This is a genomic window from Lysinibacillus fusiformis (genome assembly GCF_016925635.1).
In the GTDB taxonomy this organism is placed as follows: Bacteria; Bacillota; Bacilli; order Bacillales_A; family Planococcaceae; genus Lysinibacillus; species Lysinibacillus fusiformis_F.
This window is the reverse complement of record NZ_CP070490.1, coordinates 3,533,223-3,553,726: the sequence shown is the minus strand read 5'-3', so window position 1 is coordinate 3,553,726 and position 20,504 is coordinate 3,533,223. Positions and strand designations below refer to the sequence as shown.

The following is a 20,504-nucleotide window of genomic DNA, read 5'->3' as shown; positions in this document are numbered from 1 at the left end:
CCTTACGATGATACTTTCATTAATTTACCCTGTGCCTGCTGTTCGATAAAGCCAGCATTTGCTTCATCCGTGTCAATGTGCATTTCCAGACTAAAATCATTGGAAACACGTACAACGACACCTCGGAAAGTGACAGGACGATCACTTACAACTTCCACTGAAACTAATTCATTATTGTGTACTTCCAATGCTTTGGCATCTTCTTCTGTCATATGAATATGTGCCTGTGCAATGATGACCCCCTGCTGGATCTCTAATTCCTTGTCTTGAGAAAGAATTTTAATGCCTGCAGAATTGTCAATATCACCTGATTGCCGTAAAGGAGGTGTCACCCCTAGCTTCATGGCATCTGTACGGCTTACCTCTACTTGGGTTGCTGGTCTTACAGGTCCAAGGACACGGACATTATGAATAATGCCTTTTGGTCCCTCGATAGAGACACGCTCTTTTGCAGCAAATTGCCCTGGCTGTGATAAGTCGAAATCCTTAGTTAGGGTTGCATTTGGACCAAAAAGTGCTTGTAAATCTGCTTCACTTAGATGGATATGACGAGCCGAAATGGCCACTGGAAAAGTTTTTGTTGCTGTTGTCACGTTAGCCACCTCTTTATTTTGTTGATTGATTTTATAAGGACAAGTTGAGAGCTGTTCTAAAGTTAGATCCAGCTCTCATCAGAACATGAAATTATGCTTCTGCTTTTGGTAAAATCATTTCTAATTCGTGGTGTGGACGTGGAATTACATGAACTGATAATAGCTCTCCTACACGTTGTGCTGCTGCTGCCCCTGCATCTGTTGCTGCTTTTACTGCGCCTACATCACCGCGTACAAGAACTGTCACGATACCGCCACCAACATGTACTTTTCCTACTAAATTAACGCTTGCTGCCTTTACCATTGCGTCTGCTGCTTCAATTGCTCCTACTAAACCTTTTGTTTCTACCATTCCTAATGCTGTACTCATTTGTCATTCCTCCAAATTATTTATTTTGTAATGTGATTTGTTTTAATACTTGATCGACAATTTGTTGAACCATCGTTGTGTCTAGAGCAGGCTCTTGTGAGACTACCGACTCGACAACGGACTGTACTTCAAATTCTGGTTTTGGCACTTCGACATCTTTAATGCCATACGCCATACGTTTGATATTTAATAAATGTCTTGCTGTAATGTTATCTGACGTAATATTGCCGCCAAATGTACCACAGCCTAATGTAAAGGATGGCGCTAAGCCCGTTGTGCCACCTACTGCACCGATAGATGATAATGTATTGACCACAATGCGTGATACTGGTAATTCAACGGAAAATTGCTCTGCCAATGCTGCATTTTCAGTGTGAATGGAGCATGTATGTCCGCGTCCTCCAATATTTAGCAGGTCAATCATCACCTGCTTGGCTTCTGTACTGTTTTCAACAACATAAAGTGCAAAGATTGGTGATAGTTTTTCAAGAGAAAACGGAATATTTTTACCAATCATTGTTTCGAAGCCCACAAGAACTTTTGTATCGTCTGGAACCGTAATACCAACAGAATCGGCTAGGCAAGTAGCTGATTTACCGACAATCTGGGGATTTACTTTCCCTGGAACTGGCGAAATCAATTTTTCCATTTTAGCTTTTTCTTCAGCATTTAATAGATAGGCACCGTTTTTCTTTAATTCTGTTTGCACTTGCACTGCAATCGCCTTATCGACAATAATGGCTTGCTCCGTTGCACAGATTGTGCCATTATCGAACGATTTACTTTGCACCAATTGACGGACAGACTTTTGAATAGTAGCCGATTTTTCAATGTAAGCTGGTACATTTCCTGGCCCTACCCCATAGGCAGGTTTGCCAGAGCTATAGGCCGCCTTGACCAATGCACCACCACCCGTAGCTAAAATTAAATGAATGTCTGGGTGCTTCATTAGCTGCTGTGTTGCTTCCATGGAGGACATTGTTAAACATTGTAGTAATCCTTCTGGCGCACCTGCTTTTTCAGCAGCTACTCGACAAATATCTAAAGCCTCTTTTGTACATTTCACTGCATATGGGTGTGGACTAAGCACTAAACCATTTCTCGTTTTTAAAGAAATAAGCGTTTTAAAGATGGCTGTAGAGGTTGGATTTGTTGTTGGTACAATACCAGCAATGACACCAAAAGGACTTGCAATTTCGGCTACTTTTTTCATCCGATCATAGCCCACAATACCAACTGTTTTTAAGTCTTTAATATCTTCATAGACATCTCGTGAAGCCACTTCATTTTTCATCTTTTTATGGTTGGGAATACCCATCCCTGTTTCTTGCACAGCCATTTTTGCTAAACGATCTGCTTCCTTAAAGGCAGCATCTGCAACAGCCTTTACAATGGTGTCTACTTGTTGCTGAGAAAATTGCATGTAGGCAGCCTGTGCTGTATTAGCATGTTTAACGGCATCTCTCATTTCCTGAATCGCTAATAAGTCTTTGTCTAATGTGGCCATAAAGCCGCCTCCTTTCTAGATCACTGGGTTTCTAGCTATATTTTCAATAGCTTCTCTGAATGCATGTGCTGCAGCCTCGCATGACGATTGACTGCCCGTTAATAAGCCACCACCAAAATTGGTTTCAGATGGAGGACCAAAGAAAACCTTTAACTCAACATCTGCCGCCTTTAATGCTGCATCTAATCCAACCACTGCCTCAAGTGGCGGTGCGATTAAATAAGCAAGTGGTGTGCCAACCTTTACATCTGCAAGCTCAGCAAGATATGTCCCACAGCTTGCCACGGTATGGGCAAACAAGGCATGATTTTCATTATTATTAATGGCTTCAAAATACGTATCAAATTCGATTTTTTGTTGAATAGCATCAAGACCACTACGAATTTCATCAGGTGAGCTTCCAGCGATGATGCCAATCACTTCACCTGACAATGGACCAGACGCATGTACCGCTCCCGCATAAAAGCTTTTTGCATAGACAACATCGACATCTGCCTTTTTCGTCGCCTCATCTAAGGCAACATACCCAACATCGTCGATTGTCAGTGTGACAAGCCCAATACTATGATGATGTGGCTTTAAATCTAACTGCTCTGCTAGTTCACTGTTGACTCTTGGAATGGTTTGCATCGCCAAGATTTGAGCCATAATTTTTTGAGGATACATATCTCAGCCCCCTAACCTTCTTTTGCGACAAGCTCTACGCCACTTGCCTGATAATGCAGGATTTTTTCTACGACTGTTCCAAGATAAGCTCCCGCTTCTAATGGTGGGATACCACCCTTATGGATATTTGAAATCACCATACGTTCCGCTTCCACTGTGCCAATTCTTGGCTTGAAGCATAAATATGCACTCATCGATTCTGCCGATACGAGCCCTGGACGCTCACCAATTAGGTAAACAATAACCTCTGCCTGTAGCAGCTCACCAATCTCATCCATTAAAGCAACACGGCCTTTATCAATATAGAATGTTGTACCGATGTCAATATTTAAATTGCCAAGACTTTGCTGAAGGGCTAGGTAGACATCTTGTACATTTTCCTCAATCGCACTCGCACTTAAGCCATTCGAGATAATAATCTGTACTTTGGGCTGTGGTTTACATTTTTGCTGAATCAATGTCTTTGATTCCTCTGATAAACGACGCCCTAAGTCAGGTCTTGTAATGTATTCCTCTTTATCTGTGACTTTCGTTGTTACCTGAAAGACATCAAGCTTTTGTAAAAGATCTTCTGACACTTCGCCATACACAGCATCTACCGCAGCAGCATGATCGAGTCGGAATTTTAACCATGTTTTCGTTTTCGGTCTTGTCCCAGCTCTCCCTACACCAATGCGAGCAGGTGTATGTTTTTTAGCAGCCTGCACACTTTCCGTTAATGCTTCTGCCTCAAACTGAAAGGGCTTGATCGGCACAGCTTCGTTTAATGGCTGGTCGAAAGTGACAGAAGCAAGCGTTGGTACTTGCTGTGGAGCTCCATGCTGATATAGCTGAATTAATGGCTCCTGTGATGTTGCTGTAGCTTCCGTTGTTCCTGAAGAACGATTTTCTACTGTATCATAAAACTTAATAAGTGGTTGTTCTGTTGGAGTAGTTGTCACTTCAGGTGCTTGGCTACCTGTATTTTTCTCCATCTTCTCTATGACAAGCTGTGTAATCATAGAAACTAATTGATCATTCACTTGACTCACCTACCTTTCAAAAATGGATAAATCGCCAGCTCTTGCTGACAGTCGACCATTTTCATAAATGCCCATTTTCTCTAACCATGCTAAATACTCTGGTGCTGGTTTTTTACCAAATGTTTGGAGTAATGTAGCTACATCATGGAAGCTCATCGATTGATAATTGAGCATCACATCATCGCCCATTGGCGCAGCAATAATAAAGTTAACGCCAGCTGCTGTTAGCAATACACTTAAATCTTCCACATCATTTTGGTCTGCCTTAATATGGTTGGTATAGCAAATATCTACCCCCATAGGAATGCCATGCATTTTGCCCATGAAATGATCTTCGAGACCTGCTCGAATGACTTGTTTATTGTTGTATAAATATTCTGGGCCGATAAAGCCCACTACTGTGTTCACAATATAAGGATTAAAATGTCTTGCAAATCCATAATTGCGAGATTCCAATGTTACTTGGTCAATGCCCATATGTGCCTCTGCCGATAGCTCTGAGCCTTGGCCTGTTTCAAAGTAGAATAAATTTGGACCAGTACCTGTTCCTTGTTTTTTAATTAGCTCCTCTGCTTCTCTTATTAAATCAGCAGAAATACCGAACGAACGGTTAGCAATTTCTGTCCCTGCGATACTTTGGAAAATCATATCCGCTGGGGCGCCCTGTTTAATCGCCTTCATCTGTGTTGTAATATGAGCTAATACACAGTTTTGCGTAGGAATGGACCAATCATTGATGAATTCTTTTGTAGCCGTAAGTACTTTTTTAACACTTTCAACTGAATCATCTACAGGATTAATGCCGATAACAGCATCCCCAATACCATAAGACAATCCTTCTTTTAGAGAGGCGATGATGCCATCAATATTGTCTGTTGGATGGTTTGGCTGAAGGCGAGAAGACAATGTCCCTTTTTGGCCAATCGTAATATTACACGTTGATAGTATTTCGACTTTATTGGCTGCATGAACAAGATCTAAATTGGACATTAGCTTTGTAACAGCAGCAATAATCTCAGAATTCATTCCTTTACTTAAACGCTTTAATTCACGATCACCCGTGTCATTCGATAAAATGTATTCACGCAGCTGCTCGATGCTCCAGTTTTTGATTTCTCCATAGATTTGCTCATTAATATCGCCCTCAATAATGCGTGAAACCTCATCATTTTCCTGCGGCACTAATGGATTTTCTCGGATATCTTTTACTAAAAGCTCACTTAATACAGCCTTCGCTGCGATTCGTTGTTGAACCGTCTCAGCGGCAATACCCGCTAGCTGATCGCCTGATTTTTCTTCATTGGCCTTGGCCATAACATCTTTTAATGATTTAAAATTATATTTTTCTCCACCAAATATCACCGATAAGTTCACATTCATCCTCCTTACTTTGAATGGAAGGCAAGGGTCTTCACCACAACAGGAACAACGCCAGATGGCAGAACCTCTCCAATGTCGATGTAATCACCTGTTTCCACTTTAATTTGATCGATGCAAATAATTGGCACTGTCGCATTAATGGCTTGTATGGTTTGTCCAATAATTTTTGCGTAATCTGATTGAATGACTATGATAATTGGTATGTCCTTAGAGCATCTTGTCGCCAAATGTTGCAGAATGGCCTGACACAATGCATGTACATCCTGAAAGCTTAAATACGGCAATTCACTAAAATAGAGTGCAAATGGTGAACGATTGTCCTGTATAGAAAATAAATCATCTGCTCTCTCTACGGCTGTCTTCACTGTCGTGTTAAAGTCTGTTGACGTATCTATATGGCAATTAAAGACTGGTACATTTTTTAGTGGTAACACGTGAGCATCCACCTGAATGGTTGCCCCACTAATTTCAGTGGTTTGTGTACCAGCACCAGTCACTGTTGCCCGTGCTGTTTCCTCAGGTCGTAACCATAAAAATGATTGTAGCTGTTCTTGCTGTAATAGCATCTTCGCTAATCTTTCACCAATATCATCATATTGGCGCTGTGTACATTCATTTTCATAAATACAAGAGGCCACACCACCTGTAAAAACGATGGCATCCACAGGTTTATGCCAGTTTGGTAAATGCCCAAGTAATAATGGATGCTTTTCATCTGTGCATTGTCCATGAAGAATCATCGCAAGTATTTGCACCATTTCTTCAATACAATGTGTTACTCGATTATCTTCGGCCGCATCACCGACCGCTAACGGATTAGCCCATCGTTCCATCAATCGCATGAGTGGCGGAGAAATTGATTGAATCTTGCCATCCTTAAATTCAATCAATCTACCACCAACATGTAAGGTACATGTACCAATGACCTCTCCAAATTGCATAACAGCAATATTCGCTGTCCCTCCACCAATATCGATATTGGCGATGACTTTGGATGAATTCTTTGATTGCTGTAAAGTACCTGCTCCTTTGGCAGCAATGATGCCCTCTAAATCAGGACCTGCGGTAGCAACTAAAAAATGACCTGCGCCATCTGCAATGGTATGGACAACTTCACTTGCATTTTCCTTCGTGGCTGATTCACCTGTAATGATAATGGCCCCTGTTGCAATATCAGATGGAGCAATTTGTGCCAATTGATACTGTTGGGAAATAAATTCCTCAATCTTTTTCATATCGATGATGTCTTTATTAATAAAAGGTGTTTTGATAATTGGACTTTGATGCAACACCGTTTTCTCAATAATTTCAATCCTTGGCACATGGGTTATGCCAGCCACATTCTTTAACAGAAAACTACTGACGACCATTTTTGTGGTACTTGTCCCAATATCAATGCCTGCACTAAATATTTTTTCAGTTTTCACCCTACACCTCCCTCTCGCTACTGTGAGCAATACATGAGATACGGACTATCGTGATCCTTGACAAATTGACGAATTTCTTCATGTGTCTTGAGTTGAATCAATGGTTCAATCAATTCAATGCCAAGCTTCTGCCATGAAGAGGTTTTCACGATAGGGCCCTGCGTCATAACATTTTTTAATAAGGCGATAGCCCTTTCAACATCGGCATCAGGGGCATCAATCTTGGTAATCACACCTATTTGTATTTTGGGAATCCCTAAGCTGAATTGCGGAGGGAATACACTCCTTGCTGATGTGGCATCCTGCAAGTAAATCACATGGGTTACTTCCAGCGATGTTGCCATAATATTTCTGTAATACATTGGATTTTCAACATATTCACCTGGTGTATCAACAATCCAGTCATCATAAACGAGTGCTTGTGTTTTGTTGGCACTGCTTTTTTTGCCCAACAATGTATTCATCAATGTTGACTTTCCTGCTTGCACACCGCCTATTATCATTACTCGATTTTTCATATGACACATCCTATGATTTCGTTATTTTTGAAGGTGTATAGCCTAATACCTCGGATAAAAAACGATTGATTTCTAACATCGCCATTTCTACCTCTGACACACTACCTACAATAACGAGACTACCTGTAAAACGATCTAAAAATCCTAGTTTGACATTGGCTGCCTTTGTCGCTAAATCTCCTGCGATAATTACCGTTTCACTTGGCGTACAAGTCATAATGCCAAGGGCACCCGCATCTTGGATACCCAGCTTTTTAAACATTTCTGGATCAGGATTGGCAATAAGGTGACTCAATGTTAGCTGTTTACCCGGCACAAACTCCTGAATAAATCGTTTTTTCTCTTCACTCACACGTCATCACCTCACTTTTTCTTCGTTATGATTTTTGATCTGTTAAATATTCGCCTTCTTTAATAATGCCTGCCTTGCGATCCTCAATTTCTAGCCTTAATGCAGTTGGTACTGAAAGCTTATAGGCTAAAATAATCGCAATCACACCCGCTAAAAACTTCCCTGCGATAACAGGTAAAATAATGGTTGGCTGGAAGTTAGCCGTGAATGATAAGTGATCACCTAATAAGAAGGCAGAACATACACCAAATGCAATGTTAATCACTTTATCTTTTGGTGGCATATGGCGAATCAGTGTAAACATCGCTAAAATATTCGCAATCGTTGCTAGAATCCCCGCACTTCCTACAGAGGATAAGCCTAATTTTTTCCCAGCCGCTTCAAGTGGCTTGGAAGCATACTTTCGAATTAAATACACCATTGGGAAGGCACCCGCTAGCATAATCCCGATATAACCGGCTGTTTCTAATGCTCGGAACTGGTCGATTTCATCAGCCATGATTGGATCGAAGCCCCACGCGCCAAAAATCTTTGTAAAAATACCTGTAAAAATCTCCACAATAGAGAACACTAACACCAATTTAATTCCCGCATCCATGACACGACCGAATACCATGAAGCCAGTAATCATGCCGTTTGGAATAAGCTTTAAGCCTAGTGCGATTAAGATAACGAAAATGAATAACGGTAGTAAGTTAATTAATATTTGTAAAACAGAAATGGCAAATACATATGTAGGAGCCTCTGTTGTACTAATGACTTCACGTACTTCTGTGTTGAATAGCACAATCATGATTGAAGAAATAAATGCACCAATCGGAATTGTTAATACGCCAGCCATAATACCTAGCGCCATATATTTATGATCACGCTTATCCAACATCGCAAGGCCCATTGGAATCGAGAATACAATGGTAGCACCTGACATAAAACCAACAACAAGAGCCATTACCCATCCCTCATAAGACTCCTTTAACGCATTGGCTAATTGGTAACCACCCATGTCCGAAGCTAAAATTGTCGTCGCTGCAATCGCAGGATCTGCACCAATTAACTCAAAAATCGGACTAATAAAATGACTAATAAACCATGTTAAGTAAGGTATAGCTGCCATGATCCCTGCTGCTGGGACAAAAATATGACCAACCGTATGGATCCCATTCATAAATTCTTTCCCAATTCCATACTCAGCATCTCGGATAGCTCCGATTGCCCCTAAAATAGCACAAATCATAATAATATAAACGATAACCGTTCCTATCATTGCCATCTTACTCATCACCCCTTTTTTATTTATAAATTTATATAAAAAAAGGCACTTTAAAGAAGAAATCTCTTTAAAGCGCCTTTGCTTCAACTATTGACTTGTAAGTTGTTAATAATTTGCTGTGCAATGTGCACCATTTCCTGTTGTGTTTGCATACTTTCATTGCGGATCTTACGGTAAGCCTCGTCCTCGCTTATATTTTCAGCCTGCATAAGCAAGCCCTTTGCTCGTTCAATGACTTTCCGCTTATCTAATTGTGTTTGCTTATGTAAGATCTCCCCATTGAGACGGTTGAATTTATCAATTTGATGAAAAGCAACCTCTAGCACAGGCAACACATTTTTTTCAGAAAACGGTTTCATTACATATCCTAATATATTATCCTGCTTCATGTATAGCAACAATTCTTTTTCACTATAGGCCGAGATGAAAAGAACGGGTATACCAAGCTGTTGTTCAATAATTTTACTTGCCTTTAAACCGTCCAGTTTAGGCATTTTAATGTCCATTAAGATTAACTGTGGCTTATGTAAAAAGGCTAATTCAATGGCAGTTTCACCATTGTTCGCTTGAGCTACAACTTCGTAGCCGTTATCTTCTAACATAAACTTCAAATCAATCGCAATCAGTGATTCATCTTCGACAATCATAACTTTCCTAGTCATTTACGATAAATACCTCCTCACTTACAGGGAACTGAATTTGAGTATGTGTACCTTCATTACTAGGGATAATGGAAAATGAGCCAGCTAAATCATATTCTACAAGCCTTGTGATAATCTCCATACCAAAAGATGCCTTCACCTCTTGCATTCCAACGCCGTTGTCAGAAATATGAAGCGAAATTGTAGAATCTTCCTGAATGAATTGAATATCGATGATTCCTTCATCACGTCCAATAAACGCATACTTTAATGCATTTTGCAGTAGCTCACAAATAATGAGTGCTAAAGAGACTGCCTTTTTCGAATGGCAGAATAGCTGCAAATTTTCATGATGAAAGGCTAGTTGAATAGTTGCTGTATTAGACGTACCAATCATTTTATGACCAATTTTTTTAGCTAATGCGATAACGTCTACTCTTTCTTCAGCGTTATCTTCATTTTCTAAAATCAGCTCATAAACCGATGAAATACTATAGATTCGATTTAATGCCTCTTGAAAAGCACTTGCATTCGATGCAGACAGATCATTTCGCATTTGCAAACGTAATAGGCTTGTCACTGTCTGAAGATTATTTTTCACGCGGTGGTGAATTTCTCGTATCGCAAATGTTTTCATCATTAGCTCATTTTCTTTCAGCTTAAGCTCTGTTAGATCATGAATAATGAGTAGTGTGACCTTCTCGTTATAACTGCGAATTGGAATTTTCTTTACAATAAAGGATTTACGATCAATCGTAATTTCTAGGAAAAAGACATCGTCGCCTTTATCATAGACTTCCTGTAAAAAAGGTAAGATTTTATCCAATGCTACATTGTCAAAGTTTTCTAATCCAGATAGCTCCGAAATAAAATGATAGCCAGCAGGATTACTGTAAATTACTTTATTTTCGTGATTTGTGAGAATAATCGACTCTACGAGTAAATCTGAAACAACTGGAATCGGTTGAGAATTAGGTTCAACAATATGTTCAATTAAAGCAAAAGGCATATTTTGAAAATCATCCTTCGGTGTCGTTTGCATCTTCACCATTTTTTCCTGAATTAACACGGCAATTACTTGCTGTTGCTCATTAAAAATCGGAAGCACATTTTGCTCTACCGTAATGCCTTCCTGCGTAATCGCTCTGGTAATGGATGATTTTTCTTTATGTTTAAACGCAGCAAATACAGCTGGTTCAAAACTTTCAAATACGAATTTTCCGATAACTGATTTTTCGTATAAACCAATCTCTTTCTTCGGGAATGCCTCTGCCACAACAATCGCATGCGGTAAATTCTCCAACAGGCAATCTATGAACATATAACAATCAGTCAACTCAGCATAATACGTTAGCGTAGCCTCTATTTCTATTAACTTGTCAATATCCGTTGCCGATAGATTTGTATATTTTCTACACAATGATTGAATGTTCGACAGGTTTAAGCCCCCTATCATGGAATAGTCAGCAAGCAATTTGACTATTCTTAAAAATTCTTGTCATTATTATAAACCTTTTGTGAAATTATTTTCAATACAAAAAATATATTCTTCCACAAGATTTCGTTGCATTACAAAGAACTATATAGCTTAAAAGAGAAATATTCAACAGTTTTTTAAAAACCAATAATTTAACTACATCCATAATGTTATTTCAAAATAATAAAAAGCGAGCTTGCATTTTGAGCAAACTCGCTTTTTTCTACTTTATTTCTGGTACAACCGCTAATATATTTTCAAAGGCTGCACGCTGTTTTTGCTCATCTTCATTTAACAAAATGTGAATGTCACCATGGTCATTTGATGTACGAATTAAGCGTCCCATCCCTTGCTGCAAGCGTAATTGCATGAAAGGTAATTCCACTTCCTCAAATGGGTTTTCGGCAAATGTACGTTTTGCATCAAATAATGGGTCCTGTGGAGGAAACGGTAAATCATAAATAATCACACGTGTTAATGCTTCCTCAGGTAAATCTAGCCCTTCCCATAAATGATATGAGCATAATGTTTTAACTGTTCCTTGCTGGAAATCTCGAACAATGGCTGATAGCTCTCGATCTCCTTCGAATGCTACATACATACGTTCCATTAGCGGTAATTCTGCCTTGAAGTTTAGCATGGCTTGCTTCGACTTAAATAAAATCAATGTTTGTTCGCCATCACGTAGCAATTGCTGAACACGCGCTGTTTTGTCACGTTGCGTAAGCTCATGTAAATAGATTTTCATGACCTCTTCATAATCGAATGGGGATGGCACAGAAAATGATTGGTAATCTCGAATTCCTAAACTATAGGCAATGTAAGAAAAGTCTTTATTGACCGATAGCGTGGCTGAAGAAAAGACGATTGGAAGCTTTTTAGAGAATAACTTTTCTGCTAAAACTTCTGTGATTAAACGAGGCATAATCACGAGTGTTTCTTCACCATCTGTCTCCTCTAACCAATCCACTGCATCTCCTTGTGCGATAAAAATACGTAAAGAAGCCTCATATTGTTCTAAATATTCTTCTGCCATATTTAACTCATATTCAGGGATCATGTACATTTCTGATTCAAAGACGAATTCTTCCATCAATGTTTCTACATCATTTATTAACTGCTTCCCATAAGCCAGCAGTGTTTTTGATTTGTTTATACGTTTACGATCTTCATTGGAAGCAACGATATCATCACGAAGTTGATCAAAAAATAGCTCATGATCATCCTGTAATTTCTCCATCGCATACAGTGTACGTTCACGTACGCCATCTACCATCAAGCGCTCCAATAATTGCACAATGGTCGTCGCCTGCACTTTATACGTCATCGCTTTTTGTGCAGCATACTCCAGTAAATGCCCTTCATCCAACACCATCATTGATACTTCTGGCAGTAAAGCAAGCTGACCTTCACGCTCACGAGATTCCTTTGTAGCCAAATGCTCCATTAAAAAATCTTGCGAACAAATAACAAGATCCGTTGATTTTCGGTAATGAGAACGATGCAATGTTTGCCCACAGCGATTACGCAGATCACAAACCGAGCATTGCATAATCGAATTGTAATTAACCTTTTGCCAATCCTCATCACTGACAGTCGGATAATCACTGCGTTCCCCATATGGATGAACAGCAATCATCGAACCTTGAGCATAAACACCATCAGGGATAGAAAAGGCAATATCGTCAATCCATTCATCCGACTCCACTTTCTCCGCTTCCTCAAAGCGTTTTAAGCACAAATATTGATCTCTCGATTTTGCTAGACGAACATCAATATCAAGTCCTAATGTTTTTTGAAGTTTATAAATATCGCCCCCCTCTTTTACAAGTTGGTCGATTAATGTTTCATCTGCACAAGCAATCAGTGCTGGTTTCCCTGTGTAACGCGCATAAGAGATAGCTGGAAGCAAATAAGCGATCGTTTTGCCAGTTCCTACTCCTGCCTCTGCGAAGAGAACATTTTTTTCTTTTAGTGCTTGTTCTATTTGATAGGCCATAAAAATTTGCTCATCACGGCATTCAAAGCCCTTTTCAGGTAATTCATCATAAAGGACATCGCCCATCCAGTCACCTAATGATTCAAAAAATGAACGGTCCTTTGATAATGCAAATGGTAAAGATTTACGCAATTGATGTTCCCCCTCTAACGATCTGGTGCTATTATACGCGACGAAACGGAAGATAAGAAAAAATCTTATCTTCCGTTACTATTCGTTAATCTCTTTTAGACTTTTGACCCCAGAACTGATAATAATTTGTTTCAATAAAACCATTAAATAATTTACGTTTTTTCGTCGCTTGGCGTCCATATAATTCTTCAAAATTTTTCATGGAGGATAGCATATATACAGACCAAGTTGGATAGTTTTTCATAACCTTTCCGACGTCGCGGATCACCTGTTCCACGACTTCAACATCACCAATACGTTCTCCGTATGGTGGATTCCCAATCATGACACCATCCATTAACTGTGTTGTAAAATCACGTGCTTGCATTTGCTTAAACGTAATTAACTCTCCAAAGCCTGCTTCCACTGCGTTTTCTTGCGCAATGCTGATCATGCGGTGATCGATATCGGAACCGATAATTTCTAACGGCTGATCATAGTTCGCTAAACTTTCCGCCTCATCACGAACCTTATCCCAGATTGCAGCTTTCATCCATGGCCATTCCTCAGAAATGAATTCACGGTTATAGCCTGGTGCTATGTTTTGTCCAAACATCGCCGCTTCCAATGCAATGGTACCAGAGCCACAGAATGGGTCAACAAATGGACGATTTGGATTCCATTTTGAAATTTGTACAAGTGCAGCTGCTAATGTTTCTTTTAAGGGTGCCTCACCTTGTACCTGACGATAGCCACGTTTATGTAAGCCAGCACCAGATGTATCAATCGTTAGTGTCGCCACATCTTTTAAAATTGAAACCTCTATTTTGTAAGTTGCTCCAGATTCATCTAAAAAGCCAAGTCGCTTGTAATGCTGTTTCATTCGCTCAACGATTGCTTTTTTAGTAATGGCTTGGCAATCTGGTACACTAAATAATTTCGATTTTACGGACTTTCCTGAAACTGGAAAAGCAGCATCCACTGGTAGGTATTTTTCCCAAGGGAGTGCCTTCACACTTTCAAATAATTGTTCAAATGATTTTGCAGGGAATTGTCCAACGACAATCTTTACACGATCCGCTACACGTAGCCATAAATTGGTACGTGCAATAGCCGTTTCATCGCCTTCAAAATATACTTTGCCATTGTCAACGGTTGTTTCATAGCCAAGTGCTTTTACTTCTTGTGCCACAATAGCTTCTAAGCCCATTGCTGACGTAGCTACTAATTGATAGTTTGCCATAGATTATTTCCTTCCTTGATGCTCAATTTCCCAATACTCCATAAACTCCATTAGTTCGTTTAACGGGAGTGGTTTGCTGTAATAATAGCCTTGGATAATATCACAGTTCATTTTACGTAGTATATCCACTTGTTGTGCTTGTTCTACACCTTCAGCAACAACTTTCATTTTTAGGCGATGGGACATTTGAATAATCGCATCTACAACTGCCTGTTTTTCATCGAGTGATCCAATATGCTGAATAAAGCTTCGATCAATTTTTAAACAATCTAATGGGAAGCGAACTAAATAACTTAAGGACGAATAGCCTGTCCCAAAATCATCGATTGAGATTTTAAAGCCTAATTGTTTCAAACGAACCAATTTACTGACAGTTTCGTTGGCACTGTTCATCACCGTTCGCTCCGTCACTTCTATTTCAAAATTGTTGGCTGGCATATTATAGCGCTCTAATATGGTTTGGATTGACTCCAAAAAATTCTGCTGTTTAAAGTGAATGCTCGAAATATTAATGGCGACAGGTGTTTTCCAACCATGTTGTTGCATTTGGATCACTGCCTCACATGCTTTTTCGATAATGAGCTCACTTAATGGAATGATTAGACCTGTATCCTCCGCATAAGTGATAAACTCCGCAGGCGACACAAAGCCTAGCCTCTCGCTATTCCAGCGGACTAGTGCTTCTAAACCTTGAATTTGCTCATTTTCCATAGAAACCTTTGGCTGAAAATACAGCTCAAATTCACGGTTTTCTATTGCTCTTCTTAACTCAGAATCTAGCAATAGTACTCGTTGTGCATCTGTTTGCAGTTCATCAAAATAAAAGGAATAGCCGTTCAATTCATTCTTTTTTGAATACGTCATTGCTCTATCTGCACAATTGATTAGTTCTTCTGTGTTTTTACTATCAACTGGAAAAACGCTAATACCAATACTTGTAGAAATAAAAACTTCCTGATCATTAATCATCATCGGTTGTTCGATACTACTAATAATTTGTTCAGCGAATTTTGCAGCTTCTTTGACATTTTTCACATTGGTTAATGTAATGACGAATTCATCTCCGCCATATCTTGCAATAATGTCTTTATTTTTCAGTAATTTTTTTAGACGATTTGCTACTTCTATTAAAATTGAATCTCCAACAGCATGGCCTAATGTATCATTAATTTGCTTAAATCGATCCAAATCTAAGAAATAGATCGCATGCTGCACTGAATGAGAAATAGCAGAAGTCGATTCTAAGAGATTATCCATTCTTTCAATATAGGCAAAACGATTGGATACATCTGTTAATGAATCCGTGAGCAAACGCTTTTCTAATTCATTTTCTACTATTTTTCTTTCAGACAAATCTGTGAAAATACCACAGTAATTTGTAACCTCACCCTCATCGTTGGTTACACAAACAATTGTTAACCATTCAGGATATACGTCTCCAGTTTTACGACGATTCCATATCTCACCTTGCCAAATGCCTTCTTGTCGTATCTGCTCCCACATCTCTAAATAGAACGGCAATTCATGTACACCAGATTGTAAAACGGCTGGCGTTTTGCCAACCACATCATCACATGTATAGCCTGTCACAAATTCAAAGGCAGGATTAACCATTACTATTTTTTTGTATTCATCAGTAATCATGATACCTTCAGATACATTTTCGAAGATTTTAAGTATTAAGGTAGTCGGATATTTAGCTATTAATTTCAGTTTATCCGTACTTTCCCAATTGTTTACTCCGTTCATGTTTCCGCTCCATCCTATCTCTCTATACTCCCCCTCAGAAGGGCATTTACGTCAGGCCAATCGTTATGTAATCTATTACGCTCGGCGTAATTGTCGCTGACGCTTCGCTTTCGCGCAGATAAACAATGCGTCCAGATTTTTTGAACTTGCTCAAAAAGCGTCTCACGTAAATCTGTGACAATCGCCAGAGGCATTCTCTTGATGAACAGGGTACAATCATCTCTCCAGTTCGAATGATGGTCGCCTTTTGTACCAGGCATTTTGCTTACAGTACAAAACAATCAAGATCAATACATCACATTAATGCGATAACCGTTTTCAGATGTTGTGACTTAGAAGCGGTAGCGATACTTCTCAAACGTATAGCGCATACCAAGACTTGATTAACAAGGTTACTTTTTCCTCATGAACTCAAAATAAAAGCTCTCCACCGAATTGGAGAGCGCTTGTTATTTCGTAGATAAGCATCAAAAAATTCCATAAGCCATGTTTTGTTCCTGAGTACTCAAACAGCTTGCGCCTCGTACGATCAGGTGGTAATCATCTATCTACAGAGCAAACTCTGTCCCTCTATCCGTTTAATTCCTTCTAGAGAGTGCCCCTACCATAATTTGGGTTTCTCACTCGTGGGGTTTACCTCGTTCCACCTTGCAAGTTTCCAAGCAAGCTTCGTCACTGTGGCACTTTCAGGAAGTGTCAACCATATCCAAAGGACTTAGGTTTTCCTTCCGCCGTCAGCCTTATCAGCTGCCTTACCTTATTTTTTCAGTAAGCACGAACACTACGACCATCTCAGAACCGTGTGAGCATGGACTTTCCTCTACGACGTCTAGCGCCGCAGCGATTACCAGAATTTCATGATGATACGAAAGATTATACTAGAGTTTTATGTTAAATACAATATAATTGACTAAAATTATTCGTATAACTTGCTACCAAATACATGTTTCTCTAAATTAGAAAGACGTTTTAAAATATCAAAATTCGTTGTACCAGCTGCCGCTGAAGCAACCGGCTGTCTCTTAGGTGTACTTTCAATTTCTTCTTTTAATTGTCTATTTTCTTCACGTAGTTGGGCCACCATTTTTTCAAACGTTTCATAGTCTTGAATAATTTCATCAAGAAAAGAATCTACTTCTTCTACATTGTAGCCTTTAAAGTTCTTTTTAAATTCCTTTTCAAGGATCATTTTTGACGTTAATTTAATGTCCATTCACATCGCCCTTCCTCACACTACATACACGAATACATTATAGCATACTTCATCACATTATATCGTCTGTAAACACTAATTGTAAGGCTAAACTTGTCGTTTCACGCGCTTTCCCAGGAAATTATTTCTTATTTCCTAGTCTGTGCAATCTCTTTTCCCAAGAAATTTCCCATTTTTGTTTTTGTTCTACTCTCCATTGCTCATGATTTTGAATGAGACGTATGCCTTCTTGCGTATAATAAAGGGCCTGCTCATAATCTTTCATTTGGTGCTCATAAAGTATGGCCAGCTGCTCAAGGGCATGTAACTTTGTTCTTGCTTCAACAAAATGGAGAGACGCCACAAATGAGTCAATGGCCTCACTATAACGTTTACTCTTTTTGTGCTGTAGTGCTAAATAGTATTGAGCATGGCCCGCTTCTAGTGCATCAAATTTCGCTGTCACCTTTTCTAAAACTTTCACGCTTTGAGTGCTTTCTTTTAAATCACCATACCATTTCCCAATATTCGTAAAAGTTTTTGCCGATTCTTCCTGGTCCTGTTCAAACAATAAATGCGTAGAATGACTATAAAGTGTGATGAGTGTCAGTAAATCCCACTCATTATGATGCAAAACCTTCATAAGAGCATCTGGTATGCCACTTTTCACGGCATCTAAATAAATAATAGGCGCGAGATGACCTGGAATATCCCCTATACGAGAAAAACCAAGCTTTTCTTCCTCGACAGATTTTAATTTTAAGCGTTCCATATCATTTTTCCATAAACGCTTGGAACTATGCAACAAATCGATCTGTCGCTGAGATCGTAATTTAGGTAACGTCTTTTGATGTAGGGTCCATCGTGTTTCAAGCTGTGGCCAATCAAAGCTTTTCCCATTATAGGTAATTACAGTAGCTGACTTTTGCCAAAGTTTTGATTCAAACAAGAAAGCTGCCTCATGTGCAGGATCAGCCATAATATATTGTGTTAGGATGAAGGATTCCTCAGCTACCTCTAAAAATCCAAGCAAAAAAATATGGGTCCCGACACCCTTTAAGCCTGTCGTTTCCGTATCAAAAAACAATACAGACTCTTCCATATCGAGTGCATAAGGATGGTCAAACTCAGCGCCTTGCCATTTTTTCAGGGCTTCAAAGAATGATTGTAGTTGATAATGTCCATGCTGATAACTAAACGGATAGCTTACTTGACGCTTAAATACGATGCCAAAATCATTTTCAACAACCGTTAGTCCCGCCTGTTTCCATTGCTCTGTATAGTTAGGGCGAGCAGGTTTTTGGAATGCTGGTGTTTCAACTTTTTGTTTAGCAGTCATTGTTTTTTTTCCAAGCATTTTTTTCATTTGTAATATTTTATTTTCGTAAGACATGAATTTCACTCATTTTCTGCTTATAGTATAAGACCTCTCTCTTGCAAGAGTATCATGATTGTTAACCTCATTCAAAATATTCTTCGTTGAAAATCGATTTACCATGAATACAAACAAGAGGGTGAAAGAACAAATTGGCGTTCCTCACCCTCAGTTTACTATGCCATTAATTGTTGCAGTAATTTAGCTACCTTTCCTTTTGTTTGAAGCAATGATTCTTGTGCCCCAATACAGGAAGGACAGCCCGATTCACAAGCACAATTTGTAACATGCTCATATGTTTTCATGATTAGCTCTTCCCATAGTTCATATACCTTTTCACTTAAGCCGATGCCACCAGGATACTTATCATAGACAAAAAATGTTGGCCGCTCATTATGTGTGGCCTTCACCTGCGGTACTACGGCTACATCACTACTATCACACTGAATAAACAAAGGAATGAAGGCATTCATCGCGTAAGCTACTCCAGTCATAGCATCTGTTAGCTCTTCCTCTGTCCATTTATCTGGTGCTGTAAACGATAGCCACGAAGCACTTGTATGCATTTCATCTGGCGGTAGATGTATAGGTCCTGAGCCAATATTGTCATGTGTGCCGAAGCGTATTTTAATAAATGTGTGATTTAACATAAGTTAAGATATACAAGTCTCCAATACACAGAAAAGCTATAGGTGACGTTTAATGACAATTCTAGAGCGCTAATGTTTAAAGAAAAAGCATAGCATTTCACATATTAATCTCCTTTTTTATTATGTACAAAGCATACTAAATAATTATGGAGGATGATTATTTAGGTTAATCTATTCCCTTTTCTTGCACTAATTGGTTTAGGTGTTTTGTATGGGGCAACAAGTTAATTATTTTTATATACGCTACGCTTATTGATGCCAATGCGCTCTGCAATGAGTTCTGTTTTTATTTCTTCCATTTAGTACATCTTTTGTAGCTTTAGAATAAAGTTTAATCAAAAACAACCCACAGACCATACTTTAAGTTGTGAAACAATGTGCAAATTATATATGAAAGTCTTCAACCAAGACATCCATTCGCTGCCCAAATTTATGAAGAGATAATTGATAATTGTCTGTCACTGTTCCTGAGTAAGCAATTCTTTACTTCTCACAATTTTTATAAAAAAATCTCATCACTTAATTATTTTGTTTATTAGTTCAATTATGTATCAATAGAATGTACTTTAGGGTTTTCAAGAAAATGATTTTATTTATGGTACAAATTTAACTCAGGGTAACTCACATGATCAAAGTATTATACATTGATCATGTGAGTTATCTAAAATGGGGATGTGACTGTAAATCAAATTGTGAAATTACAAATATATCTAGAACTTCATTTTATAATTAGGTATGGGAAAATATCATATAATCACTCTTCCTTGAACTGTAATTTGTATTCATAGTTGAACATTAACTAATACTAAAGTCAAAATTAGAATGAGTAGGTATAAATCGTATTTAATACTATAGTTTTTATTTGTAATGCCATTATGGGTGACCTCAGATGGTACCTAACTTTTAAAAATGCAAACGTTTTTACCTTTGTGGCTTTTAAGTACTTTTGTGACAACAGGATC

General features: G+C 38.8%; 17 protein-coding genes, 1 other RNA gene and 1 pseudogene. All 19 read right to left on the bottom strand.

What is annotated here, in order from left to right; translation table 11 throughout:
* Window positions 1–2: 2 nt before the first annotated feature.
* On the bottom strand, window positions 3–593 hold the full coding sequence (locus JTI58_RS17235) for a phosphate propanoyltransferase (protein ID WP_205442522.1): 591 nt from the start codon (window positions 591–593) through the stop codon (window positions 3–5).
* Window positions 594–684: 91 nt separating this feature from the next.
* The gene (locus JTI58_RS17230; RefSeq protein ID WP_004269321.1) at window positions 685–963 is read right to left on the bottom strand and encodes a BMC domain-containing protein; all 279 of its coding nucleotides are present in this window, start codon (window positions 961–963) and stop codon (window positions 685–687) included.
* A 16-nt stretch (window positions 964–979) separates the two neighbouring features.
* Complete coding sequence (locus JTI58_RS17225) at window positions 980–2,470, bottom strand: aldehyde dehydrogenase family protein (RefSeq protein ID WP_205442521.1); 1,491 nt, start codon at window positions 2,468–2,470, stop codon at window positions 980–982.
* Window positions 2,471–2,485: 15 nt separating this feature from the next.
* Window positions 2,486–3,136, bottom strand: a complete 651-nt coding sequence (gene eutL / locus JTI58_RS17220; protein WP_205442520.1) for an ethanolamine utilization microcompartment protein EutL — start codon at window positions 3,134–3,136, stop codon at window positions 2,486–2,488.
* An 11-nt stretch (window positions 3,137–3,147) separates the two neighbouring features.
* Window positions 3,148–4,158 (bottom strand): ethanolamine ammonia-lyase subunit EutC, encoded by a 1,011-nt coding sequence (gene eutC, locus JTI58_RS17215; protein WP_205442519.1) that lies wholly within the window; start codon window positions 4,156–4,158, stop codon window positions 3,148–3,150.
* Between the two features lie 9 nt (window positions 4,159–4,167).
* Complete coding sequence (locus JTI58_RS17210; protein ID WP_008176446.1) at window positions 4,168–5,538, bottom strand: ethanolamine ammonia-lyase subunit EutB; 1,371 nt, start codon at window positions 5,536–5,538, stop codon at window positions 4,168–4,170.
* 5 nt (window positions 5,539–5,543) lie between these two features.
* The gene (locus tag JTI58_RS17205; protein WP_205442517.1) at window positions 5,544–6,965 is read right to left on the bottom strand and encodes an ethanolamine ammonia-lyase reactivating factor EutA; all 1,422 of its coding nucleotides are present in this window, start codon (window positions 6,963–6,965) and stop codon (window positions 5,544–5,546) included.
* Window positions 6,966–6,982: 17 nt separating this feature from the next.
* Window positions 6,983–7,483 carry a EutP/PduV family microcompartment system protein gene (locus tag JTI58_RS17200; protein ID WP_205442511.1) on the bottom strand — a complete coding sequence of 167 codons (501 nt, stop codon included), beginning with the start codon at window positions 7,481–7,483 and terminating at the stop codon, window positions 6,983–6,985.
* 10 nt (window positions 7,484–7,493) lie between these two features.
* Complete coding sequence (eutS, locus tag JTI58_RS17195) at window positions 7,494–7,835, bottom strand: ethanolamine utilization microcompartment protein EutS (protein WP_205442509.1); 342 nt, start codon at window positions 7,833–7,835, stop codon at window positions 7,494–7,496.
* 25 nt (window positions 7,836–7,860) lie between these two features.
* Window positions 7,861–9,105 carry an ethanolamine utilization protein EutH gene (gene eutH / locus JTI58_RS17190; RefSeq protein ID WP_205442508.1) on the bottom strand — a complete coding sequence of 415 codons (1,245 nt, stop codon included), beginning with the start codon at window positions 9,103–9,105 and terminating at the stop codon, window positions 7,861–7,863.
* Window positions 9,106–9,188: 83 nt separating this feature from the next.
* Entirely contained in the window at window positions 9,189–9,767 is a 579-nt protein-coding gene (locus JTI58_RS17185; RefSeq protein WP_004269312.1) for an ANTAR domain-containing response regulator, read from the bottom strand.
* The gene (locus JTI58_RS17180) at window positions 9,760–11,202 is read right to left on the bottom strand and encodes a sensor histidine kinase (RefSeq protein WP_205447374.1); all 1,443 of its coding nucleotides are present in this window, start codon (window positions 11,200–11,202) and stop codon (window positions 9,760–9,762) included. The genes JTI58_RS17185 and JTI58_RS17180 overlap by 8 nt, the downstream gene beginning before the upstream one ends.
* A 244-nt stretch (window positions 11,203–11,446) precedes the next feature.
* A complete protein-coding gene (locus JTI58_RS17175) occupies window positions 11,447–13,354 on the bottom strand; it encodes an ATP-dependent DNA helicase (protein WP_205442506.1) in 1,908 nt (635 codons plus the stop codon).
* A gap of 85 nt (window positions 13,355–13,439) precedes the next feature.
* Window positions 13,440–14,576: a THUMP domain-containing class I SAM-dependent RNA methyltransferase gene (locus tag JTI58_RS17170; protein WP_205442505.1), complete on the bottom strand. Its 1,137-nt coding sequence runs from the start codon at window positions 14,574–14,576 to the stop codon at window positions 13,440–13,442.
* Between the two features lie 3 nt (window positions 14,577–14,579).
* Complete coding sequence (locus JTI58_RS17165; RefSeq protein ID WP_205442504.1) at window positions 14,580–16,325, bottom strand: GGDEF domain-containing phosphodiesterase; 1,746 nt, start codon at window positions 16,323–16,325, stop codon at window positions 14,580–14,582.
* Window positions 16,326–16,800: 475 nt separating this feature from the next.
* Window positions 16,801–17,181: RNase P RNA component class B (gene rnpB, locus JTI58_RS17160), an RNA gene on the bottom strand.
* 60 nt (window positions 17,182–17,241) lie between these two features.
* A complete protein-coding gene (gene gpsB, locus JTI58_RS17155) occupies window positions 17,242–17,538 on the bottom strand; it encodes a cell division regulator GpsB (RefSeq protein ID WP_205442503.1) in 297 nt (98 codons plus the stop codon).
* Window positions 17,539–17,659: 121 nt separating this feature from the next.
* Complete coding sequence (locus tag JTI58_RS17150; RefSeq protein ID WP_205442501.1) at window positions 17,660–18,910, bottom strand: ribonuclease H-like domain-containing protein; 1,251 nt, start codon at window positions 18,908–18,910, stop codon at window positions 17,660–17,662.
* 158 nt (window positions 18,911–19,068) lie between these two features.
* Window positions 19,069–19,527 (bottom strand): annotated as a pseudogene (locus tag JTI58_RS17145) (Zn-binding domain-containing protein); the annotation flags it as partial.
* Between the last annotated feature and the right edge of the window lie 977 nt (window positions 19,528–20,504).